This is a genomic window from Thalassococcus sp. (assembly GCF_982780845.1).
In genome coordinates, this window is sequence record NZ_CEYADA010000001.1 from 187,902 (window position 1) to 208,863 (window position 20,962).

Genomic DNA, 20,962 nt, shown 5'->3' on the forward strand with positions numbered 1-20,962 from the left:
GAGAATCCCATGACCTTCGACCGTTCCATCAAAATCGCCCCGTCCATCCTTGCTGCCGATTTCGCCAATTTCGGTGCAGAAATCGATGCCATCGAAGCGCAGGGCGCTGACTGGATCCACGTTGACGTCATGGACGGTCACTTTGTGCCGAACATCAGCTTTGGCCCGACCACTTGCGCCGCGATCCGCCCGCACATCAAAACCGTCATGGACGTGCACCTGATGATTGCGCCGGTTGATCCCTATATCGACGCCTTCGCAAAGGCCGGTGCTGACATCATCACCGCGCACGTCGAAGCAGGCCCCCACATCCACCGCACGCTGCAAGCCATCCGCGCGGCGGGTTGCAAGGCTGGCGTCGCACTGAACCCCGGCACCCCTGCCGAGGCGGTTGAACACCTGCTGGACCTGACCGATTTGGTCTGTGTGATGACAGTGAACCCCGGTTTCGGCGGTCAGAAGTTCATCGACATGACCGACAAGGTGCGCAAGCTGCGCAGCATGATAGGCGATCGTGAAATCCACATCGAAATCGACGGTGGTGTTGATCCGACCACGGCACCTTTGGTGGCCGCTGCCGGTGCCGATGTTCTGGTTGCAGGATCGGCTGCGTTCCGTGGCGGGTCGGTCAGCAACCCTGCGCCTTATGGCGACAACATGCGCGCCATCCGCGCGGCGGCAGAAGGCGCGCTGTAAGCCGCGCCTTTACCGTTTGCGGTAGCGGAAAACACCTGTTCCCTTGGCGATCAATTCGCCTGTTTCATCCTTGACGGTGGCTTCAGCGAAAAAGGTGGATTTGCCCCCACCTGTACGCCAGCCTTCACCGATGAAAGTCTTGCCCAGCGGGCGGGACAGGTACTGCACGTTCAAAGACAGCGTCAGCGCCATTTGCTGCACGTCGGGATCACCCGTCCAGCAACCGGCATAGCCCATGACCGTATCCAGAAGCGACGCATGCACGCCGCCGTGCGGGTTGCCGTGGCGGTTCGAATGCACATCTTCCAGATCAATCTCGAACCGCGCATAGTCCTCTTTCCAGTCCACCATGCGCATCCCCAGATGGGCGGCGAAGTTATAGGGCGGTTCGTGAAAACGCGGATCGAGTTCTGTCATCAGGCGCGGGCCTCCAGCCCCATTTCGGCAAAACGGGGCACATAAGCCCCCAGTCGTAATGCCTTTTCGGGGTTGGATGCATTGCCGTCAAGCGCACGTTTCTTCACGCCTTGCAGGATCGCCGCCATGCGGAAGAAGGCAAAGGCAACGTAGTAGCCGAAACGCTCGGGCCGGTTGATGCCGCGCATCTGGCAGTACAAGTCTACGAACGCATCATCAGAAGGCAGGCCCAGCGCGGCACGATCAACACCGGCAAGGCCGCGGCCCTCGGGGCCGACGGGCATCTGCCACTGCATGATGACACCCGCCAGATCGGCAAAGGGGTGGCCCAAGGTGGACAGTTCCCAATCCAGAACAGCCAAGCATTCCGTGCCATCCTTCGCAAACAGCATGTTGTCGATGCGGTAGTCCCCATGGACAAGCGTGCGCTGGCCGTCGACCTCGGGCATCTCGGCACCCAGCCAGTTGATCAACGTCTCCATCGCGGGAATGCTGTCGGTTTCAGACGCGCGGTATTGCTTGGTCCAGCGGGCCAGTTGGCGTTCGTAATAGTTTCCAGGCGGGCCGTAGTCGGACAGGCCGACCCCGTCCAGATCAACGGAATGGATCGCCGCCAATACGCGCGCCATTTCCGTGATGATCGCCTCGCGTTCGGCGTTGGTCGCCTCCGGCATTGACGGGTCGTCGATATTGCGACCCTTCACGTGCTCCATCACGTAGAACATCGATCCGGTGACAGCGTCATCTTCACACAGCGCCAGCATCTGCGGCACCGGCACATCGGTATCCGCCAGCGCGCTTTGAACGCGGAATTCACGGTCCACCGCGTGCGCCGATTTTAGCAACACACCTGGCGGCTTGCGACGCAGAACGTATGACCCCTTGGGCCCTTCCAGCAGGAACGTCGGGTTGGACTGACCCACGTCGAACTTTGTTGCCGTCAGCGGGCCTTCAAAGCCCGCGACGTTGTCAGTCATCCACGCAGCGACGCTGCTTAGATCAATGTCCGCCATCAGACGTTGGCCTGCGTGTATTTCCGCAGTTCCGCCCGCGCGACCTGACGGCGGTGCACTGCATCGGGGCCATCCGCAAAGCGCAGCGTGCGCACGTGGGTCCACATATGGGCCAGCGTCATATCCTGCGAAATGCCCTTGGCACCGTGAAGCTGCATCGCTTCGTCAATCACCTTACCGGCCATCAAGGGCGCGATAACCTTGATCTTGGAAATCCACGGCTGGGCCGCGCGCACACCGGCGCTGTCCATCATCCACGCCGCTTTCAGACACAGCAGACGGGCCATCTCGATCTCCATCCGTGCGTTGGCGATGATGTCATAGTTCGCACCAAGCTCGGCAATAGGTTTGCCGAATGCTTCGCGCGACAGGCCGCGTGTACACATCAGTTCCAGCGCTTTTTCCGCCTGACCGATGGCACGCATACAGTGGTGAATACGACCCGGTCCGAGACGGCCCTGAGCGACCTCGAACCCGCGCCCTTCGCCCAGAACAATGTTCTTGGCAGGGATGCGCACATTGGTGAACCGCAGGTGCATGTGGCCGTGCGGTGCGTCATCCGCTCCGAACACCTGCATAGCGCGCAGCACTTCGATGCCCGGCGTGTCAGAATCCATCACAAACATGGTGTGGCGCTGGTGTTTCGGCGCATCCGGGTCGGTGCAAGCCATCACGATGTACAGCCCGCAGCGCGGATCGCCCGCACCGGAAATCCACCATTTGTCACCGTTCAGAACGTAGTCGTCGCCATCGCGCCGCGCCTCGAACGCCAGTTGGGCTGCATCGGACGACGCCACATCGGGTTCCGTCATGACATAGGCCGACCGGATATCGCCGTTCAAAAGCGGCACCAGCCAGCGGTCTTTCATCCACTCTTCGCCGTAACGTTCCAGCACTTCCATATTGCCGGTGTCAGGCGCGTTGCAGTTGAACACCTCGGCCGCGATGGTGACCTTGCCCATCTCCTCGGCCAGATAGGCGTATTCCACGGTGCTCAGGCCATAGCCACGGTCACTGTCTGTCAGCCAGAAATTCCAAAGCCCGCGTTCCTTGGCCTTGGCCTTCAGCCCGTCCAGAATTTCCAACTGACGGCCTGTGTGCTTGAACCGGTCGCCCGACGGGTGTGTTCCGACCTCGGCGTGGAATTCAGCATCCAGCGGGGCGATTTCGTTTTCGACCATGTCGCGCACCGCATCGATCAGCGGGCGTACCCGATCCGTGATCCCTAGATCCATCACACATCCTTCCTTTTGAAATAGGTCAGCCAATCGGCGACCACTGACGGCTTTTCACTGCCTTCGCACGTGATGCTGACATCCCAGCGCACGCGGGCAGAGCCTTCGTTCTCTTCGATTTCCGACATTTGAAAGCGCCCTTGAACGCGGGCACCGACAGGGACCGGCGCGATAAACCGCACACGGTCAAATCCATAGTTCACCGACACGCAGTCAGCGGGTAGATCGGGCAGCACGTCATAGGACATGGCCGACAACATCGACAGCGCCAGATAGCCATGCACAACCGCCCCATCAAAACCAGCCGCACGGCCCACGTCAGGGTCCAGATGAATGGCTTGCCAGTCCTCGGTCACATCCGCAAAGGCGCGCACGCGGTCCTCGGACATTTCATACCAACGGCTGAGTTTCGGTTCGGGGCTTGCGAATAATTCAGCGAACATCAGGCAGCACGTAATCCGTAAATTGTTGGCGCAGGGTCAGTTTGGAAATCTTGCCCGTCGCGGTCAAAGGCAGACTGTCGACGAACACCATGTCATCGGGCAATTGCCACTTGGCGACATGCTGCAACATCATGTCGTGGATTTCGGAAAGCTCGGGCTTTTCATCGCCCGCAGGAACCACAACCAGCAAAGGCCGTTCGTCCCATTTCGGATGGGCAATAGCGATCACCGCGCAATTGGCGACCTTGGGATGTGCCATGGCGATGTTTTCCAGATCGATTGACGAAATCCATTCGCCCCCCGATTTGATCAGGTCCTTGGACCGGTCCTGAATGGTCAGGAAGCCCTGCTCATCAATGCTGGCCACGTCGCCAGTGCCGAACCAACCCTCGGCATCAATGGCTGCTGCCGTCGCTTCGGGATTGTTGAAATAGCCAGACACGATGGTGTTGCCGCGCACGAACAATTCGCCCACAGCCTTGCCATCGTGGGGAAGCCTGTTGCCGTTGTCGTCGACGATCTTCAACTCGACCCCAAAGACACGACGCCCCTGTTTGGATTTCAGGTCCATCTGCGCCTCGAAGGGAAGGTCTTTCATCGACTCAGACAACAGCCCCTGCGTACCAACAGGGCTCATTTCCGTCATGCCCCACGCATGGCACACCTCGACGCCGGATTTCTCGAACCCTTCGATCATCGAGCGCGGCGCGGCAGAGCCGCCGACCACGACCTGCGAGAACCCTTCGGGATTGCGGCCGCGTTTGTCGATTTCGGCGCGCAGGCCCAGCCAGACGGTCGGGACGCCCCATGCCGATGTGACCTTCTCTGCGTCCATCAGATCAAACAAAGACGGCCCATCAAGGTTCGGCCCCGGCATCACCAACGACGCGCCCGTCATCGGCGCCGAATAGGGCAGGCCCCACGCATTGACGTGGAACAGCGGAACAACCGGCAGAATGCGCCCGCCTTCCGTCAACGATTTGCTGAGCGCGATCGAGATCGAAAATGCATGAAGAACCGTCGAACGATGGGAAAACAGCGCGCCTTTCGGGTTGCCTGTGGTGCCGGATGTATAGCACAGACCCGCCGCCGTATCCTCGGGCAGTTCAGGCCAATCAAAATCCGCAGATTCATCCGCGATCAGGTCTTCGTAGCACAGCAAATCCAATGTGCTGTCCGGCATATGCGCCGCATCGGTCATCGCCACCAGCTTCAGCCCCGAAGGCAGCTTATCTTTCAGCGCCTCTAAGATCGGCGTGAAGGTCACGTCAAAGAACAACGCCTGATCATCTGCGTGGTCGATGATATACAGCATCTGTTCTGCGGACAGGCGCGGGTTGATCGTGTGACAGACCGCCCCCATCCCCGAAATCGCATAGTACAATTCGAAATGGCGATACCCGTTCCACGCCAAAGTCGCGACGCGGTCGCCAAGTTTGACCCCCAGACGCGCCATCGCATGGGCCAACTGCCCTGCCCGCGCATAGGCTTCGGCATAGGTTTCGCGGCGGATGTCACCCTCGGTCCTGGCCGAAACGATCCCTGCGCCCGGATGCGCGCCCGCCGCGTAGCGCAAAATCTCGATAATCGAGAGCGGCTGATTCATCATCATTGCCTGCATCTGGCCCTCCCCTGCCTTCTGCAAATCTTCGTATACAATCTGAACGCGGCTTTCGCCGCCGTGCAACAGCAAAGCTGCCGTGACGTAACGAAAGACACGAAAGAAACCTCTGTATCCGCGACCAATGGCCTAACGGCGCACAACAATTTTGTATTTTCTGTCCGCAAATACCTCCGCCGGAGGCGTCCTGACCATGGGGCCTTAGCCGCGGCCGATATAGGGCATCTTGGTTGCCATCACAGTCATGAACTGGACATTGGCATTCAGCGGCAGGTCCGCCATCAACGCCACGGATTTCACCGCTTCGGCCACGTCCATCGTGGCAGGTTCCGCAATGCCCTTGGCACGATTGGTTTCAATAATGCCTTCCAGAAGATCGGTCCGCGCATTGCCGATATCGATCTGACCACAGGCGATATTGAATTCCCGTCCATCCAGACTCAGGGATTTGGTCAGGCCCGTGATCGCGTGTTTGGTCGTGGTGTAGCAGACCGAATTTTCACGCGGCACGTGGGCCGAAATCGACCCGTTGTTGATGATCCGTCCCCCCATGGGCAATTGCGCCCGCATCAGACCAAACGCCTCACGCGCGCAGACGAACATGCCGTGCAAGTTCACGCGCAATACCTGATCCCAGTCGTCCAAGGACACCTCATCGATAGGTGCGGCAGGGCCGAAAAGACCGGCGTTGTTGAACAGAACGTCGAAACGGCCAGCGCTGCGGGCGAAGGTGCCGAATTTCAGATGAATTGCGCGGGCATCGGTGACGTCAGCAGGCAAAACAACCGCATTGTCCCGACCACGCGCCACCTTTTCCAGTTCTTCCTCACGCCGCGCCAAGAGCCCGACAACCCATCCCTGAGCCAGAAAATGTTCGGCCACCGCGCGCCCGATACCGGAACTTGCCCCCGTCACCAGAATGGATTTTGTCATATCAAATCAGCTTCCTGCTCAAGCGTCAGTGCCGCTGCTGGCGCACTGCGCAAATCATCGACATTCAGACCTTGGGACGGGCGCGACAGCCTGTTGCGCACCACCCAATAAAGCCGCCCCGAGGCCCGCGTGATTGCCACATAGGCCAGACGTTTCCACAATGGCTGACCTGCCTCTGTCCGCCCCATGCGGGCAGCAGCATACAGGTCGGGCGCAAACACCTGCACCTCTTCCCACTGTGACCCTTGCGCCTTGTGGATCGTCACGGCTGCCCCGTGCAAAAACGTGGCCCCCATACGGGCAGCGTAGGGAATAAACGGTTCTTCTTCATCAGGTTTTTCGATCTTCACGATCGAGGCGGCGGAAACTTGCGGGTCTTCTGCGCCCATCACATGCAATCGCGAAAATCCCGGCTTTCGACCGGGCCCGAGGTAGACGACCTGCGCACCCTTGATCAGGCCGCGGGCTTCAAGATCCAGTCGTTTTTTGCGATGCTTCAGGGGCAGTTCGATGCCGTCGCATATCAGCGGCTCCCCTTCCAGCAGTTCGGTTTCAGGCGCGCCATAGACAGACCGGAACGCGTTGATCAGGCGAATGCGCGTGGCGTTGCGCCAGACCAGAACCGGCGAACGGGCCATCAGGTCAACCTCGACCCGCTGCCCCCAGACAACGCGATCGTCCTTGCGGGCGGTGTCTTCGACCATCCTCTCGAAGTCTTCGAAACTCAACTGCGGATCGGCCAGAGCATGAGCCAGATCAAGGATCGGGTTATCCGCATCCTGCCGGTGGATGCGCTTTAACTCGGTCTTCTGAACATCCGCCAGCTTGTCGAACACCATCGTGCCCGACTGATTGACCGGCGCCAACTGGGCCGGGTCACCGAACAGAACAAGGTTCGGAAAGATATCACGCAAATCGTCGAATTGCCGGTCATCCAGCATCGATGCTTCGTCGATAAAGCCGATATCCAAAGGGTCTTCGCGCCGCTTCCAACCAGTGATGAAATCAGAGCCGCGCAGACCGGCAGCCGCCAATGCAGCAGGCACCGATTTGTGCAGTTCATAAGACGCCTTGGCGCGCTCCAACGCCTCGTCCGAAAGCTCCTCAAGGTCTGGGCGTTCGTCATTGCCCATCAGCCATTCGGCGATGCGTTCGTACTCGGGGTCATACACAGGTGTGTACAGAATGCGGTGGATCGTTGTCGCGGGCACGCCGCGCATGCGCAAAACACTTGCCGCTTTGTTGGTTGGGGCCAGAATGGCCAGCGTGCGCTTTTCCTTGCGGCGGCGGCTTTCGTAATCGCCTGACACGACCTCAACCCCTGTCGCCTCAAGCGCCTTATACAGCTCTGCCAGCAAAAGCGTCTTACCCGATCCGGCCTTTCCCATGATCGCGCGGATCTGGTTCTTGCCCTCAGGCGCAGGCAGAACCATGCCGTCGACCAGATCAATACCCGCCCCCCGCAGCATGGCTGCGATGGCATCATAGGCATCTGCCTGATCGTCGGAAAAGGATACGGAAGTCAGTGTCATGGCGGCACCCTATCCGCTGGGATTCAGCGCCGCCAGTAGGGCAGCCGGAACAATCGCTGCTCCGGCTGTTTTTTATCAGAAGTTGATGCGCAGACCTGTGCGGAATTCGTTGCCCTTCAGGTCCAGCGTGTAGTTGCCATCACCGTTCGTGAGTTCCACGTCCGCCTTACCAAAGTTTACGTGGCGCACTTGTGAATACAGCTCGAAGCGGGGGTTTACGGCGTAGCTTACGCCAACGCCCACGTTATAGGCCGAATTGCGCACATCTTTGGAGCCATTGACCACCCCATCATCCACGGAAACTTCATACTGGGTCGTACCGAAGCCTAAACCGCCGAAAAGGGTAATTTGGTCTGTTGCCTGAAAATCGACATAGGCGTTCACGAATGCCGCTGTTTGGCCTTCGATAGCCAAATCATAGAAGAATTCCGGGTTAGGACCGCCCGGGAAGCTGCCGGTTACGAAATCGGCGTCGTTGTATTTGGTCAATTCAAATTCAACGCGAACTGTATTGCGTTCAGACAAACGCGCGACTTCAGACAAACCGAATGTCAGGCTACCTGTTGCACGGCTATCTTTGTTGGCACAAATACCTGCGGTCTCACAGTTTTGGTTTTCGTGAGGGCCCGCATTGTTGAAGCCGCCGCTTTCGACCGAATTCGTCGCCGTGCCCAGCGACAGGCCCGCATACATGTTCGAGAAACTCAGGCCTTCGGCAGATGCGGCTGTCGAACCTGCGATCAGTGCCGCGACGGACATTCCGAGAACCGTTTTCATTGGTAACCTCCTGAAAAAGCAAAAAGCGTCTTTGAGAAATGCTACCAATTCCAGTTGTAAGGCGCATTACACATCACGTTTTTGCGATCAAAAGATACGTTTTTGTGCCATTGCTGCACCAAATTGGCAGTGACGCAGCAACCTATGGCAGTAGTGCCGTTACCCGACCATCCTTAGGGCTACAGGCGACGTGCCGAACGAATGTTCGAACCATTTACGGATTGTATAAGGCGAGATTCCAGCGCTTGCCGCCACCTTTGCCTGCGCGTCCGCGGTGAACTCCCATAATCCAACGCTAATTCGGCTGCGACCTTCGCCCATGCTACCCAAAACCTCGGGTGACGATCCGATGCGTTTGTAGATGCGGACCATGCGGGCATCGAACACACCGACGTAGTGGCTGACGTTCATGTTTTTCATGATCTCGCCGCCTGCCAGCATCAGCGCGGCCGCTGTGCCCGGACAGGTTTCGCGCGCTAGGCAGAACCGCGTACATTCCCAAATCAGGGGGCTTTCGATTGTGCCGCCGCCGATGATGTCGGTGAAATGTTCGTTCACCATCGTCCGGCCCGTCGTTGGCAGAAGACGCATGGAGCCACCGTGCGTTCCGTCAGGGCGTTCCCAGATTACATAGAGCGGGTTCAGATCATCATATTCATCGCGCTCTTCGCCGTTTTCATCGACCGTCACTTCCCAGCCAAGGCGGGTATGAAACTGGTCGGCGCGATCCTTGAACATAGTCGCCAGAAGCTTCGGATAATGTGCAAGTTGGTCTGCGTATAGAAATCGTATCATCTGCGTTCTCCCGTTGGATGAATGCAGGCTGATATGCAGAGACTAATAAGGGTTAACGCGACCGAACGGTCAGATAACGATCAGTCCACGATGCAACGCACGCGCAACCGCATGGGTCGTGTTCAAGGCGCGCAATTTGAACCGCGCGCTTTCGATGTAGGCGCGCAGGGTATGCTCGGAAATCTGAAGGGTGTTCGCCACCTGACTGCGGGAATGGCCCGTGGCCAACAGTGTCAAAACATCGGTTTCCCGTGGCGACAGGTTTGGCACGGCCTCTGGCTGCCTGTCGGGTTCGAGCGTTAATGCGGACTGGTTAAAGAAATGCGCGATCAGGATCAGGTCACGCCGGTATTGTTCGGTGAAATCGGACCATTCGGTATCGCTGCAATTGTGGCTGAGCGTAAAAAGCGCGAATTGGCCGTTCGGGCCACGGATCGGAATGGAAAAGCCCTGATTGCCGATCCCGTGTTCAACAGCATCGCGATAAAAGGATCGCGCGGCCTTGGATGACCAATCCAGTTGTTTCCAGTCGGTCGGATGAAACCGTTGCGAACACCCCTGCACCACCGGATCAATGCGCAGGTAGTTTTTCTGAAGATAGCGCGATACCCAATCTTCGCTGTAGGTGCCGACACCGTATTGTTCACCGTTGGAATTCACCCAGTGATAAACGATGTGGTCGACCCCGAATTGGTCGCGCAGCGTTTCGATGATTGATTGCAGATCCTCAGCCGAGGCGGCTAGTTCCAACCTCGACAGGGTTGTATCCGAAAATGGCGTCAGTACTGCGTGGCCCACTGTGGGTCCCTTTTCCCTTTGACGCCATTTCGACATGCGCAACCATTTTTGCGTCTTCCAGCTGCTCTGCCAGCAACTGAAGGGCGTTGGTTCGTGCGAACGTTTGCAGGTCCGTGAGAACGTCAATTATCCAATCATTCTTCATGAAAGAGTCATCCCCAATTAGTTAACAGTTCGTTAATAACAACTATAACACGAACCGAATAATCACATAATTCGCGAATTCTATCCCCCCAGAAATAGCGGGGCTGCGATTTCCTTACCTTTGAAAAGTAAAAAAACAGAAAAAAGCCCCCGCCACCTTGATGGGTGACGGGGGCTGTCGTGTCAGACGGGGAGAGCGCTGACTTACGAGCGAGCCTCGAGAGCTTCTTCAAACGTGCGAAGACCTGTCTTCGGAGCCTGAACAAGAACGGCCATGTTGCCCGGCTTGTGTTCGTTGTTCATCATCTTCATGTGCGCATCCGGAATTTCCGCCCACGGGAAAACTTCGGACATGCAGGGGTCAAGACGGCGCTCGCACATCAGGCGGTTTGCCGAAGCGGCCTGCATCAGGTTGGCAAAGTGCGAACCCTGAAGACGCTTCTGGTGCATCCACATGTAGCGAACGTCGAAGGTACAGTTAAAGCCGGATGTACCCGCGCAGATCACAACCATACCGCCCTTTTTCACGACCAGAGTCGACACAGGGAAGGTTGCTTCGCCGGGGTGTTCGAACACCATGTCGACGTTGTTGCCCTTGCCGGTGATTTCCCAGATCGCTTTGCCGAACTTACGGGCTTCTTTCAGCCACGTGTTATATTCGGGGCTATTCACTGTGGGCAGCTGACCCCAGCAGTCAAAGTCCTTACGGTTGATAACGCCCTTGGCGCCCTGATCCATAACGAACTGACGCTTGCTTTCGTCCGAAATCACGCCGATCGCGTTTGCGCCAACTGTGTTCGCCAGCTGGATCGCGTAGGAACCCAGACCACCGGACGCACCCCAAACCAGAACGTTCTGGCCCGGCTTCAGTTCGTGCGGGTGGTGGCCGAACAGCATGCGGTATGCTGTTGCCAGTGTCAGCGTGTAGCAGGCGGACTCTTCCCAAGTCAGGTGCTTGGGACGCGGCATCAGCTGCTGCGCCTGAACTTTGGTGAACTGAGCAAAGGAACCGTCGCCAGTCTCGTAGCCCCAGATACGCTGGGAATCAGAGAACATCGGGTCGCCGCCGTTACAATGTTCGTCGTCGCCATCATCCTGGTTACAGTGGATGACAACCTCGTCGCCAACTTTCCAGTTCTTGACCTTGTCACCTACGGCCCAAACGATACCGGACGCGTCGGAACCAGCAATGTGGTAGTCCTGACCGTGAACGTCGAAGGGGCTGATCGGAACACCGCGGCCGGCCCAGACGCCATTGTAGTTAACGCCAGCGGCCATAACCAGAACCAGCACTTCGTGGCTGTCCAGCTTCCATGTGTCGACAACTTCTACCTGGAAGCTTGTCTTGGGATCGCCATGGCGTTCGCGACGGATGGCCCATGCGTACATCTTTTTCGGCACGTAGCCGAGCGGGGGCATTTCGCCGATTTCGTACAGATCTTTTTCCGGCGCGTCGTAGTCCGCGATGCTGGTTTGCGTATCCAGAGCCATAGGAACCTCCGTCTAGTTGGTTATGTCCACATATGCCGCGATGCAGAATCGCAGCTGATACAGGGGAAATATCGACCGCCGCGCAACATTTCAACAAGATTTAAGGCTATATTGTAATTTTATGACCCCGCGGATGCAGAAATTTATGCTGCGTCCGCAAACACCCCGGCAACTTCAACCATCACTTAGCGGGATGGAATTTCCATAAAATTCAGCAAGTTGCACCCTATCCGACTCGATTAAATAGCCGTTTTCTGTGGCGACGATCACTTTTCGACGCAATAATATTTCAATTCCACCGCGAACAAATGACGCAACGTTGCCCACCTGTGCCCCAAGCTCCATCTCGGCCGTCTGGATCAGTTCGTCTTCCGTCAGGATTTCGGATTTCAGAAGTTGCTGGCAAACAAACGGCACCGGAAGGACGGGCAGTGCCTCTTTTATGCGGTCCATCAAAAGTGCGCTCAGGTCTTCGACCGATTTGTCCGGACAGGTATTCAAAGCCAATGGATCACCGAAACGCACGGCCACGCGGCCGAACCTTTCGTAACGGCCTGTCAATTTCAGCCAGACCTGATTCACCACGAAGCCGAGCCCCTTAAAGACAGACGACCGGAACCGGCGGTGGCCTTCGGATGCAGCATTGATCAGAATCGTATCTTCCAGCACCCGATCATAGTTCAAGGCGACCGGCACAAAGACGACGGGCGTTCCGGTTTCACGCGCCCCTTCGCTGATATATTTAAGCAGACCCAGCTTCGGCGGGGCCAGTTTGCCATCCAGTGAAAGGCCGCCTTCGGGATAGATGCCTTGCGCAACACCCCCTTCGATCGCCAGTTGCACGTACCGTTCAAGCACCTTGCGATACAAAGGCGTCCGCGACTTGCGCCGGATAAAGTAGGCGCCCATCGCACGGATCAACCCCGAAAGCGGCCAGATTCGCGCCCATTCCCCCACCGCATAGGACAAAGCCGAACGATCCGCCGCCAGATAGGTCATCAACACATAATCCATGTTCGACCGGTGGTTCATGACAAAAACCACGGTGGCATCGCGGTTCACATCGCGCAGATGACTTTCGTCCCGATAGCTGACTTCGACGTCATATAGAAAATGCGACAACGCCCGCGCTGCACGGATCGCCACTCCGAAATAGGCGCTAGCTGAAAAGGCGGGCACGATCTCACGGGCATAGCTGCGGGCCTTTTCAAAGGCCACGTCCTCGCGCACGCCTTCCTCGGCAGCATACTCAAGGATCGCACGGTTGACCGCAGGATCATAAAGCAAGCGCTGGATCAGGTCATAGCGGCGCGTCAGTTTGAACGGCTGGATCGGCGTCTCAAGCCGTTCATTCAGCCGCGCAACCACGCGCTCCATTCGGCGGCGGAAAAACCAGCGCACCGATGGGAACAGAAAATGAAAGGCAAACGTCACCCCGGCAAAAACAACGATCAGAAAAAAGAGCCAAAAAGGAATTGTAACAGGATCTGTCATGCCGGAACCTTGGCAGCGCCCGAAATACCGGACAAGACCTATAAAGACGGCACGGCATTTCCGAAAATACCGCCGAAAGGCGAATTGCCTTTAGTGTCATTACACCGGAAACTATTCTTGTTGGCGCTGCTCTGCGGCAAAAAACCCCAACTTGCCGCGATGCAGCGAATTGACACCGCCACATTCTTTCGAATATCCACGATTGTGCGCAATTTTGTTGCTGACCCGATTCACGTCCTAAAGGTGCCCTATGACTGACACGCCCGCCGCTCAGACCAAAGACAAACCTTGGCTGATCCGTACCTATGCTGGTCATTCGACTGCAAAGGCATCCAACGCGCTGTATCGCGGCAACCTTGCCAAGGGTCAGACCGGCCTTTCGGTGGCCTTCGATCTGCCGACGCAGACAGGCTATGACAGCGACCACATTCTGGCGCGTGGCGAAGTCGGTAAAGTAGGCGTGCCTGTCTGCCATCTGGGCGACATGCGCACCCTGTTCGACCAGATCCCGCTGGAACAGATGAACACCTCGATGACGATCAACGCGACAGCCCCTTGGTTGCTCGCGCTCTATATCGCTGTTGCCGAAGAACAGGGCGCGGACGTGTCCAAGCTGCAAGGCACGGTTCAGAACGACCTGATCAAGGAGTATCTGTCGCGCGGCACCTATATTTGCCCGCCGAAACCGTCACTTAAGATGATCGGCGACGTGGCAGAGTACTGCTATAAAAACGTTCCCAAGTGGAACCCGATGAACGTCTGCTCGTACCACCTGCAAGAGGCTGGCGCGACACCGGAACAGGAATTGGCCTTTGCCTTGGCCACCGCGATTGCCGTTCTGGACGAATTGAAACCGCGCGTACCCGCAGAAGATTTCCCGCGCCTGGCAGGCCGGATTTCGTTCTTTGTGAACGCGGGCATCCGCTTTGTCACCGAGATGTGCAAAATGCGCGCGTTCGTCGATCTGTGGGATGAAATCCTGCAGGAACGCTATGGCGTCGAAGACCCGAAATTCCGCCGTTTCCGCTATGGCGTTCAGGTGAACTCGCTCGGCCTGACCGAACAGCAGCCTGAAAACAACGTCTACCGTATCCTGATCGAAATGTTGGCCGTGACCCTGTCGAAAAAGGCCCGCGCCCGCGCTGTCCAGCTTCCGGCGTGGAACGAAGCGCTGGGTCTGCCGCGCCCGTGGGACCAGCAGTGGTCTATGCGCATGCAGCAAATCATGGCGTATGAAACCGACCTGCTGGAATACGACGATCTGTTCGACAACAACCCCGCCGTTGACCGTAAAGTGGCCGAACTGAAAGAAGGCGCGCGCGCCGAGCTGGCCAACCTTGGCTCCATGGGCGGCGCGATCGAGTCGATCGAATACATGAAATCCCGTCTGGTTGATTCCAACGCAGATCGCCTGAACCGCATCGAAAAGCAGGAAACTGTCGTTGTGGGCGTAAACCGCTGGACCGAAGGCGAACCGTCGCCGCTGGTTGGCGAAGACGGCGGTATCATGGTGGTTGACCCGGCTGTCGAGCAGGAACAGATCGCACGCCTGAACGAATGGCGCGACGAACGCGACAGCGCGGCTGTCGAAGCGGCACTGGCCGGCCTCCGCGAAGCGGCGTCCAACGGCCAGAACGTAATGGAGGCGTCTATCGCTGCAGCCAAAGCCGGTGTCACCACCGGTGAATGGGCAGGCGAGATGCGCAAGATTTACGGCGAATACCGTGGCCCGACCGGCGTTTCGAAATCCGTTTCCAACAAAACCGAAGGTCTGGACGATATCCGTGATGCGGTAAACGCAGTCTCGGACAAACTTGGCCGCCGCATGCGTTTTCTTGTCGGCAAGCCTGGTTTGGATGGTCATTCAAACGGCGCTGAACAAATCGCCTTCCGTGCCCGCGATTGCGGAATGGAAATCGATTACGAAGGCATTCGTCTGACACCGACCGAATTGGTCCGCGCGGCGCAGGAAAACGAAGTGCATGTCGTTGGCCTGTCCATTCTGTCCGGCAGCCACATTCCGCTGGTCGAAGATATGATGGCGCAAATGCGCGATGCGGGTCTTGGCCACATTCCGGTAATTGTCGGCGGCATTATTCCGGATGACGATGCAAAACGTCTTCTCGAAATGGGTGTCGCGAAGGTCTACACGCCCAAAGATTTCGAATTGAACACTATCATGATGGATATCGTCACGCTGGTTGATCCGAAGTCTATCGCAGCAGAATAATCACCTTTACGGTCCGTATAATTCACCCCTGCAACTTAAAGGTGCGGGGGTGACACATATTTTTTGCATTTGACACGAAATCAGTTTGTATTTGACCTTGCATTTCACCCAATCTTTCCGAATTTTGGCGGGGGAAATGGAGGCATTTATGGATATTGACTTGGAATCCCTGTCCAAACAGGAATTGCAAAAGCTTAAAACCGATGTCGAACGCGCGTTAAAAACGATCGATAAACGTCGTAAAGCCGAAGCGAAACGTGCTGCAGAAACTGCAGCGAAAGAATACGGTTTCTCATTGGATGATTTGGTTGGCGCAGACGGCAAGTCTGTAAAAGGTGTTGCGAAATACGCAAACCCTGCTGACGCAAGCCAGACCTGGACAGGACGCGGTCGCAAACCCAACTGGGTGATCGAAGCGTTGGAAGCGGGCAAATCGCTCGACGATCTCGCTCTGTAACATGACTGTGCACATCGGCGCTGCGCCGGGCGACATAGCAGAAACCGTTCTGTTGCCCGGAGATCCCTATCGCGCAAAATGGGCAGCCGAGACTTTCTTGGAAAATCCGCAACTTGTGAACCAAGTGCGCGGAATGCTTGCCTATACGGGCGAATGGAAGGGCAATCGTGTTACGATCCACGGGTCGGGCATGGGTATGCCCTCGCTGTCGATTTATGCGAATGAACTGATCCGCGACTACAACGCAAAGACGTTGATCCGGATCGGGTCTTGCGGCGGAATGCAGGACAAGGTGAAAATCCGCGATGTCATTCTGGCAATGACAGCCTCCTCTATTTCGACACCGTCTTCGGGCATTTTCAAAGAATTCAATTTCGCACCGCCTGCAGATTGGACTTTGTTGAAGAATGCTGTGGCCGCCGCAGAAACACGTAAATCGAACTACCATGTCGGCAGTATTTATTCCTCGGACGTTTTTTACGATGAACGCCCCGATCTGAATAAAGAAATGACCCGCCACGGAATTCTGGGCGTCGAAATGGAAGCAGCCGAGCTCTATAACCTTGCCGCTCGCTATGGTGTTCGTGCTCTTGCTGTTTTGACCGTGTCTGACCACCTATTAACCGGCGAAGCGCTTCCCTCAGAGGACCGCGAAAAAAGCTTTGGCGACATGGTGGAAATCGCGCTTGAGGCGGCTTTCACCTAAACCATCCGGAAAACGCTGATTTTATCGCCCGTGGCTTCGATCATACGAGTTCGCGGGCGGTTCTTTCCAATTTTCGATAGTCCCACTGAGTATATCAATCGCCAACGGATAGCAGACCGCCGCGTCTGAACTATGCTCGGACGAACAATCCCCACCGGGGCAGGCGCTAATCGCGCCTAACAGGTCAATCTCGGCCAGGAAGGTCAATGTATCGCCCGGCCGTACAGGGCTTGCCTTCATAAAGTATTGCCCGGTGTCCCGCGTAAACCCGGTGCACATAAAGACGTTCAACACGTCATGCACCAAAGGTTCGGCGTCTTTCAGGGATAGGCCCGTGTGATCTGCCAACGCGCGTGTCAGGTTCGAATGGCAGCAATGGTGATACTGATCGCCGGACAAAAGATTGGCCGTGTAGGGATCGCACCGCGTACCGATGACGTCGTGAACCGATCCGCCGAAGTCATCAATCCCGTACCAATCCAACGAATCCTGCACGACCGTCGCCATAGGGCGCAGAGCAGGAAAGGACGACCACAACCGGTCGCCTGTGGTGACATGCGTGCCGTGCAGCGCGCGGGTTTTGCCCGAATAGAACCTTTCGGTCAGATCATGCAGGTTCCACAGGTTCAAATCACCGACCTGCGGGCCATCGACCGATCTGATACGGAAAAACTGCCCTGCCTTAACCGTGAATGACGCCGCTTCGCGCGGCGCGGCAATCACGGTCTCAATCACCTCTGCACCACCAAGCGCCTGAACCCATTCGTCGATGGGCACTTCGGGCAAGGTCGTGTCGGGGTAACAGATGACCGGCTTAATCGCGCGGCGGACGTTGGCGTCTTCGGGTGGGGTGGTCACTGGTGGCTCCTGTCAGAGCCACCACAGGACAACCATCCCACCGAAATTTCAAGACCGGATCAGAAGGTCAGATAACGACCACATCCAGCGGCGGGAAGCCGTTGAAGCCAACCGATGCATAGGTCGATGTGTAGGCACCGCAGTTGCGGATCACGACCTTGTCGCCGGATTTCAAGCCAACAGGCAGTTCCACCGGACGACGTTCGTACAAAACGTCAGCCGAGTCGCAGGACGGGCCAGCCAGAACACAAGGCGCAAAGGCTTCGTGGTCGCGTGCGGTCGCGAACTGATAGCGAATGGCTTCGCCTTCTGTTTCCGCCAGACCCGAGAAGCGGCCAATATCCAGATAGACCCAACGGTGCAGGTCGTTTTCGGATTTCTTGGACACCAGAACAACCTCGGCTGCGATGGCACCTGCTTCTGCAACCAGACCGCGGCCCGGCTCTGCCATGACGCGTGCAACGTCGCCAAAGCGTGCTTGAACCATCTCCATGACCTGACGGGCATATGCCTCGGGTGCGTCGATGGCTTGGCCGTAGAAGGCAGGGAACCCACCGCCGATGTTCAGCAGGTCCAGCGCGTGACCTTCGGATTTCAGGTTCGCCCAGACAGCGGCAACCTGATCCAGCACGTCACCCCACATTTCGGCGCGGCGTGTTTGCGAACCGACGTGGAAGGACAGCCCAACAGGCTTCAGGCCCAGTTCTTTGGCGTAGGCGAACAGCGCAGGCGCTTTGTCACCGGCGCAGCCGAATTTGCGTGTCAGCGGCCAGTCTGCCTGACAGTTTTCAACGATCAGACGGATGTAAACCTGTGCGCCGGGCGCGTGCTCGGCCAGCTTTTCCAGTTCTTCTTCCGCGTCGGCCGCGAACAGGTTGATACCAACCTCATGCGCCCATGCGATGTCGGATACTTTCTTGATGGTGTTGCCAAAGGAAACCTGCTCGGGGCGTGCGCCTTGGGCCAAGCACATTTCGATTTCCACGCGGGACGCAGCATCAAAGTGCGAACCAAGACCAACCAGCGTGTGCAGGATTTCCGGCGCGGGGTTTGCTTTGACCGCATAGTGGATATCGGCCTGACCCAGACCTGCGCGCAGGGCGCGGAACTGACGGGCCACACGATCTGTGTCGATGACCAGTGTTGGACGGTCAAAGCTGTTCGCGAAGATGTACTCTTCGACACGGGAACGGGAAATATCTTTAGGGGCCGAGAAATCGGCTACGTATGCGTTCATGGTCATCTCCAATAGACCCGGTTTTCCAGCCGACCAGTGCTTTCAGAGACGTTACCGTCGCTACGTAACCGTGGGCGTGCCCAGTGGGACAGAGGCGCGTGCGTTGGCGTCTTGATGCGCCATATCGGTCCTTCGCTGATTCATTTCAAGAAGTTTTTCGCATCACGATGAATTTTTATTTTGATCAAATTGGCCCTTGTTTTTAAGGCATTCCGCAGGGGTTTCGCCGCGATTTCCTTCGATGACCGCCCCGCATTGCACACAGGACCAGCGGCTGCCGGTTTCATGGCGAAATTCACGCCACCGGCACTGCCGCGTGGACCGATTGGAAAAGACCGCGATCAAGACAAAGGCGATGATCAGCCCGAGAACGACCAGCATGGCACCTCAGCAATGTGTTGCACAAATGCTAGACCGACCGCCCCGCCGCGCGACCCGAAAACAGGCAGCCGCCAAGGAACGTGCCCTCTAGCGCGTTGTAGCCGTGATAGCCGCCTCCGCCGAAACCTGCCACCTCTCCGGCCGCGAAAAGCCCGTCGAAAGGTGTTCCGTCGGCGCGTAGGACCTGAGCATTCAGATCGGTGTGTAGCCCGCCCAAAGATTTGCGCGTCAGAATGTTCAGGCGCACCGCAATCAGCGGGCCATGGTTTGGGTCCAGAATCCGGTGCGGCTTGGCCGTGCGGATCAGCTTATCGCCACGATAGGCGCGCGCCTGTCGGATGGCGGTGATCTGCGCGTCTTTAGCGAACGGGTTGTCGATCTGCGCATCTCGCGCCTCAATCTGCCCACTTATATGCGCGGCATCCAGCGGCTGGTCAGGCGTAATCCGGTTCATGCCGTCAACCAGTTGGTCCAGCGTTTCGGCCACCACGAAATCAGCGCCGTGTTCCTTGAACGCCTCGACCGGTGCTGGCGCGCCTTTCGCACCGAGCCGAGCCTTGATCACCTCCAACCACTTTCCCGATGTCAGATCCGGGTTCCGCTCAGACCCCGACAAAGCGAATTCCTTTTTGATGATGCTCTGGGTCAGGAGGAACCACGAATGCCCGTGGCCCGTTTGCAGGATGCGTTTCAGCGTGCCCAAGGTATCAAAGCCGGGCATGAACGGGGCCTCCATCCGATTGCCCAAAGCATCGAACCAAAGCGACGACGGACCAGGCAGAATACGGATACCGTGATTGGGCCAGATCGGATCCCAATTTTGCAGGCCTTCGGTGTAATGCCACATCCGGTCTTCGTTGATGGCCCCTGCCCCGGCGGCCTTGGCGACCTCGGTCATCTGGCCATCCACATAGTCCGGCACGCCCGCCACCATCTTGGCTGGCGGCGCGCCCAACCGATCCGTCGGCCAGCGTTTGCGCACCAGATCATGGTTGCCGCCAATGCCGCCCGACGTGACAACGATCGACGACGCCTTAAGCGCAAAGCCACCCATGATGTCACGGTTGGTCGACGCGCCGCGCACAGCGTCGTCATCGCCCAGCACATCGCCTGATACACCCGTGGTCGCACCGTTGGTCACATCCAAAGCCGTCACGCGATGGCGATGCTTTAAAATGATCCGACCAACCTTCACATGCTCTTGGACACGCGCGACGAACGGCGCGATGACGCCCGGCCCTGTGCCCCATGTGATATGGAACCGGGGCACCGAATTGCCGTGCCCGTGCGCCAACGCGCCGCCACGTTCTGCCCAACCAACCACGGGGAACCAACGCATCCCCAGCTCGCGCAGCCAAGGGCGCATGTCACCTGCTGCGAACTCCAGATAGGCCTCGGCCACCTTCCGGGGGTTTTCATCCTCGGGTCGGTCAAACTGGGCGCTGCCCATCCAGTCATTCCGCGCCAAGTCCAGACTGTCACGGATGCCCATACGGCGCTGTTCAGGCGTGTCGATCATGAACAACCCGCCAAGCGACCAGAACGCCTGCCCGCCCAAAGACTGCGGCCCTTCCTGATCCAGAAACAAAACCTTGCGCCCGCGGTTCGCGGCCTCGTCCGCCGCGACCAAACCGGCCAGACCGGCCCCGATGACAATGACATCCGCGTCCATGCTGCCCTCTCCCCTTGGCATGGCCACAGCCT

21 protein-coding genes are annotated in these 20,962 nt (G+C 57.6%); 5 read left to right on the plus strand and 16 right to left on the minus strand.

The window, feature by feature from the left end; genetic code table 11:
- The first annotated feature begins 9 nt into the window (after positions 1-9).
- Complete coding sequence (gene rpe / locus AC4FIA_RS00925) at positions 10-696, plus strand: ribulose-phosphate 3-epimerase (protein ID WP_490364350.1); 687 nt, start codon at positions 10-12, stop codon at positions 694-696.
- A 9-nt stretch (positions 697-705) separates the two neighbouring features.
- On the opposite strand, the gene AC4FIA_RS00930 is transcribed toward rpe, so the two are convergent.
- From AC4FIA_RS00930 to AC4FIA_RS00985, 12 genes are all read right to left on the minus strand, one after another.
- Positions 706-1,113, minus strand: coding sequence for a PaaI family thioesterase (locus AC4FIA_RS00930; protein WP_103909190.1), 408 nt, complete (start codon positions 1,111-1,113; stop codon positions 706-708).
- Entirely contained in the window at positions 1,113-2,126 is a 1,014-nt protein-coding gene (locus tag AC4FIA_RS00935; protein ID WP_490364351.1) for a phosphotransferase family protein, read from the minus strand. The genes AC4FIA_RS00930 and AC4FIA_RS00935 overlap by 1 nt, the downstream gene beginning before the upstream one ends.
- Positions 2,126-3,361, minus strand: a complete 1,236-nt coding sequence (locus tag AC4FIA_RS00940) for an acyl-CoA dehydrogenase family protein (protein ID WP_490364352.1) — start codon at positions 3,359-3,361, stop codon at positions 2,126-2,128. The genes AC4FIA_RS00935 and AC4FIA_RS00940 overlap by 1 nt, the downstream gene beginning before the upstream one ends.
- On the minus strand, positions 3,361-3,804 hold the full coding sequence (locus tag AC4FIA_RS00945) for a MaoC/PaaZ C-terminal domain-containing protein (protein WP_103909193.1): 444 nt from the start codon (positions 3,802-3,804) through the stop codon (positions 3,361-3,363). Before AC4FIA_RS00945 ends, AC4FIA_RS00940 begins: the two co-directional genes overlap by 1 nt.
- Positions 3,794-5,425, minus strand: coding sequence for a long-chain fatty acid--CoA ligase (locus tag AC4FIA_RS00950; protein ID WP_490364353.1), 1,632 nt, complete (start codon positions 5,423-5,425; stop codon positions 3,794-3,796). Before AC4FIA_RS00950 ends, AC4FIA_RS00945 begins: the two co-directional genes overlap by 11 nt.
- Positions 5,426-5,626: 201 nt before the next feature.
- Entirely contained in the window at positions 5,627-6,358 is a 732-nt protein-coding gene (locus AC4FIA_RS00955) for an SDR family oxidoreductase (protein ID WP_490364354.1), read from the minus strand.
- The gene (locus tag AC4FIA_RS00960) at positions 6,355-7,890 is read right to left on the minus strand and encodes an ATP-dependent DNA helicase (protein WP_490364355.1); all 1,536 of its coding nucleotides are present in this window, start codon (positions 7,888-7,890) and stop codon (positions 6,355-6,357) included. The genes AC4FIA_RS00955 and AC4FIA_RS00960 overlap by 4 nt, the downstream gene beginning before the upstream one ends.
- A 75-nt stretch (positions 7,891-7,965) precedes the next feature.
- Entirely contained in the window at positions 7,966-8,667 is a 702-nt protein-coding gene (locus tag AC4FIA_RS00965; RefSeq protein WP_490364356.1) for an outer membrane protein, read from the minus strand.
- Between the two features lie 159 nt (positions 8,668-8,826).
- The gene (locus AC4FIA_RS00970; protein WP_490364357.1) at positions 8,827-9,462 is read right to left on the minus strand and encodes an acyl-homoserine-lactone synthase; all 636 of its coding nucleotides are present in this window, start codon (positions 9,460-9,462) and stop codon (positions 8,827-8,829) included.
- Positions 9,463-9,531: 69 nt separating this feature from the next.
- Positions 9,532-10,260: a helix-turn-helix transcriptional regulator gene (locus AC4FIA_RS00975; protein ID WP_490364358.1), complete on the minus strand. Its 729-nt coding sequence runs from the start codon at positions 10,258-10,260 to the stop codon at positions 9,532-9,534.
- Between the two features lie 348 nt (positions 10,261-10,608).
- The gene (gene ccrA, locus AC4FIA_RS00980; protein WP_103909200.1) at positions 10,609-11,895 is read right to left on the minus strand and encodes a crotonyl-CoA carboxylase/reductase; all 1,287 of its coding nucleotides are present in this window, start codon (positions 11,893-11,895) and stop codon (positions 10,609-10,611) included.
- Between the two features lie 174 nt (positions 11,896-12,069).
- The gene (locus AC4FIA_RS00985) at positions 12,070-13,272 is read right to left on the minus strand and encodes a 1-acyl-sn-glycerol-3-phosphate acyltransferase (protein WP_490364359.1); all 1,203 of its coding nucleotides are present in this window, start codon (positions 13,270-13,272) and stop codon (positions 12,070-12,072) included.
- Positions 13,273-13,311: 39 nt separating this feature from the next.
- On the opposite strand from AC4FIA_RS00985, the gene AC4FIA_RS00990 reads away from it, so the two are divergent.
- The 4 genes from AC4FIA_RS00990 to deoD all read left to right on the plus strand — a co-directional run bounded on the left by AC4FIA_RS00990 (position 13,312) and on the right by deoD (position 16,782).
- Positions 13,312-13,647, plus strand: a complete 336-nt coding sequence (locus tag AC4FIA_RS00990; RefSeq protein WP_490364360.1) for a hypothetical protein — start codon at positions 13,312-13,314, stop codon at positions 13,645-13,647.
- Entirely contained in the window at positions 13,640-15,619 is a 1,980-nt protein-coding gene (locus AC4FIA_RS00995; RefSeq protein WP_490364361.1) for a methylmalonyl-CoA mutase family protein, read from the plus strand. Before AC4FIA_RS00990 ends, AC4FIA_RS00995 begins: the two co-directional genes overlap by 8 nt.
- A 91-nt stretch (positions 15,620-15,710) precedes the next feature.
- The gene (locus tag AC4FIA_RS01000; RefSeq protein ID WP_490364362.1) at positions 15,711-16,076 is read left to right on the plus strand and encodes an H-NS histone family protein; all 366 of its coding nucleotides are present in this window, start codon (positions 15,711-15,713) and stop codon (positions 16,074-16,076) included.
- 1 nt (position 16,077) lies between these two features.
- Positions 16,078-16,782, plus strand: a complete 705-nt coding sequence (gene deoD, locus AC4FIA_RS01005; RefSeq protein ID WP_490364363.1) for a purine-nucleoside phosphorylase — start codon at positions 16,078-16,080, stop codon at positions 16,780-16,782.
- Positions 16,783-16,803: 21 nt separating this feature from the next.
- Here the strand turns inward: deoD and AC4FIA_RS01010 are convergent, their stop codons facing one another.
- The 4 genes from AC4FIA_RS01010 to AC4FIA_RS01025 form a co-directional block, all read right to left on the minus strand.
- Complete coding sequence (locus tag AC4FIA_RS01010) at positions 16,804-17,640, minus strand: urea carboxylase-associated family protein (protein ID WP_490364364.1); 837 nt, start codon at positions 17,638-17,640, stop codon at positions 16,804-16,806.
- A 67-nt stretch (positions 17,641-17,707) separates the two neighbouring features.
- Complete coding sequence (locus AC4FIA_RS01015; RefSeq protein WP_490364365.1) at positions 17,708-18,877, minus strand: type III PLP-dependent enzyme; 1,170 nt, start codon at positions 18,875-18,877, stop codon at positions 17,708-17,710.
- A gap of 162 nt (positions 18,878-19,039) precedes the next feature.
- Complete coding sequence (locus tag AC4FIA_RS01020; RefSeq protein WP_490364366.1) at positions 19,040-19,258, minus strand: hypothetical protein; 219 nt, start codon at positions 19,256-19,258, stop codon at positions 19,040-19,042.
- Between the two features lie 28 nt (positions 19,259-19,286).
- Entirely contained in the window at positions 19,287-20,930 is a 1,644-nt protein-coding gene (locus tag AC4FIA_RS01025) for an FAD-binding dehydrogenase (protein WP_490364367.1), read from the minus strand.
- Positions 20,931-20,962: the final 32 nt, after the last annotated feature.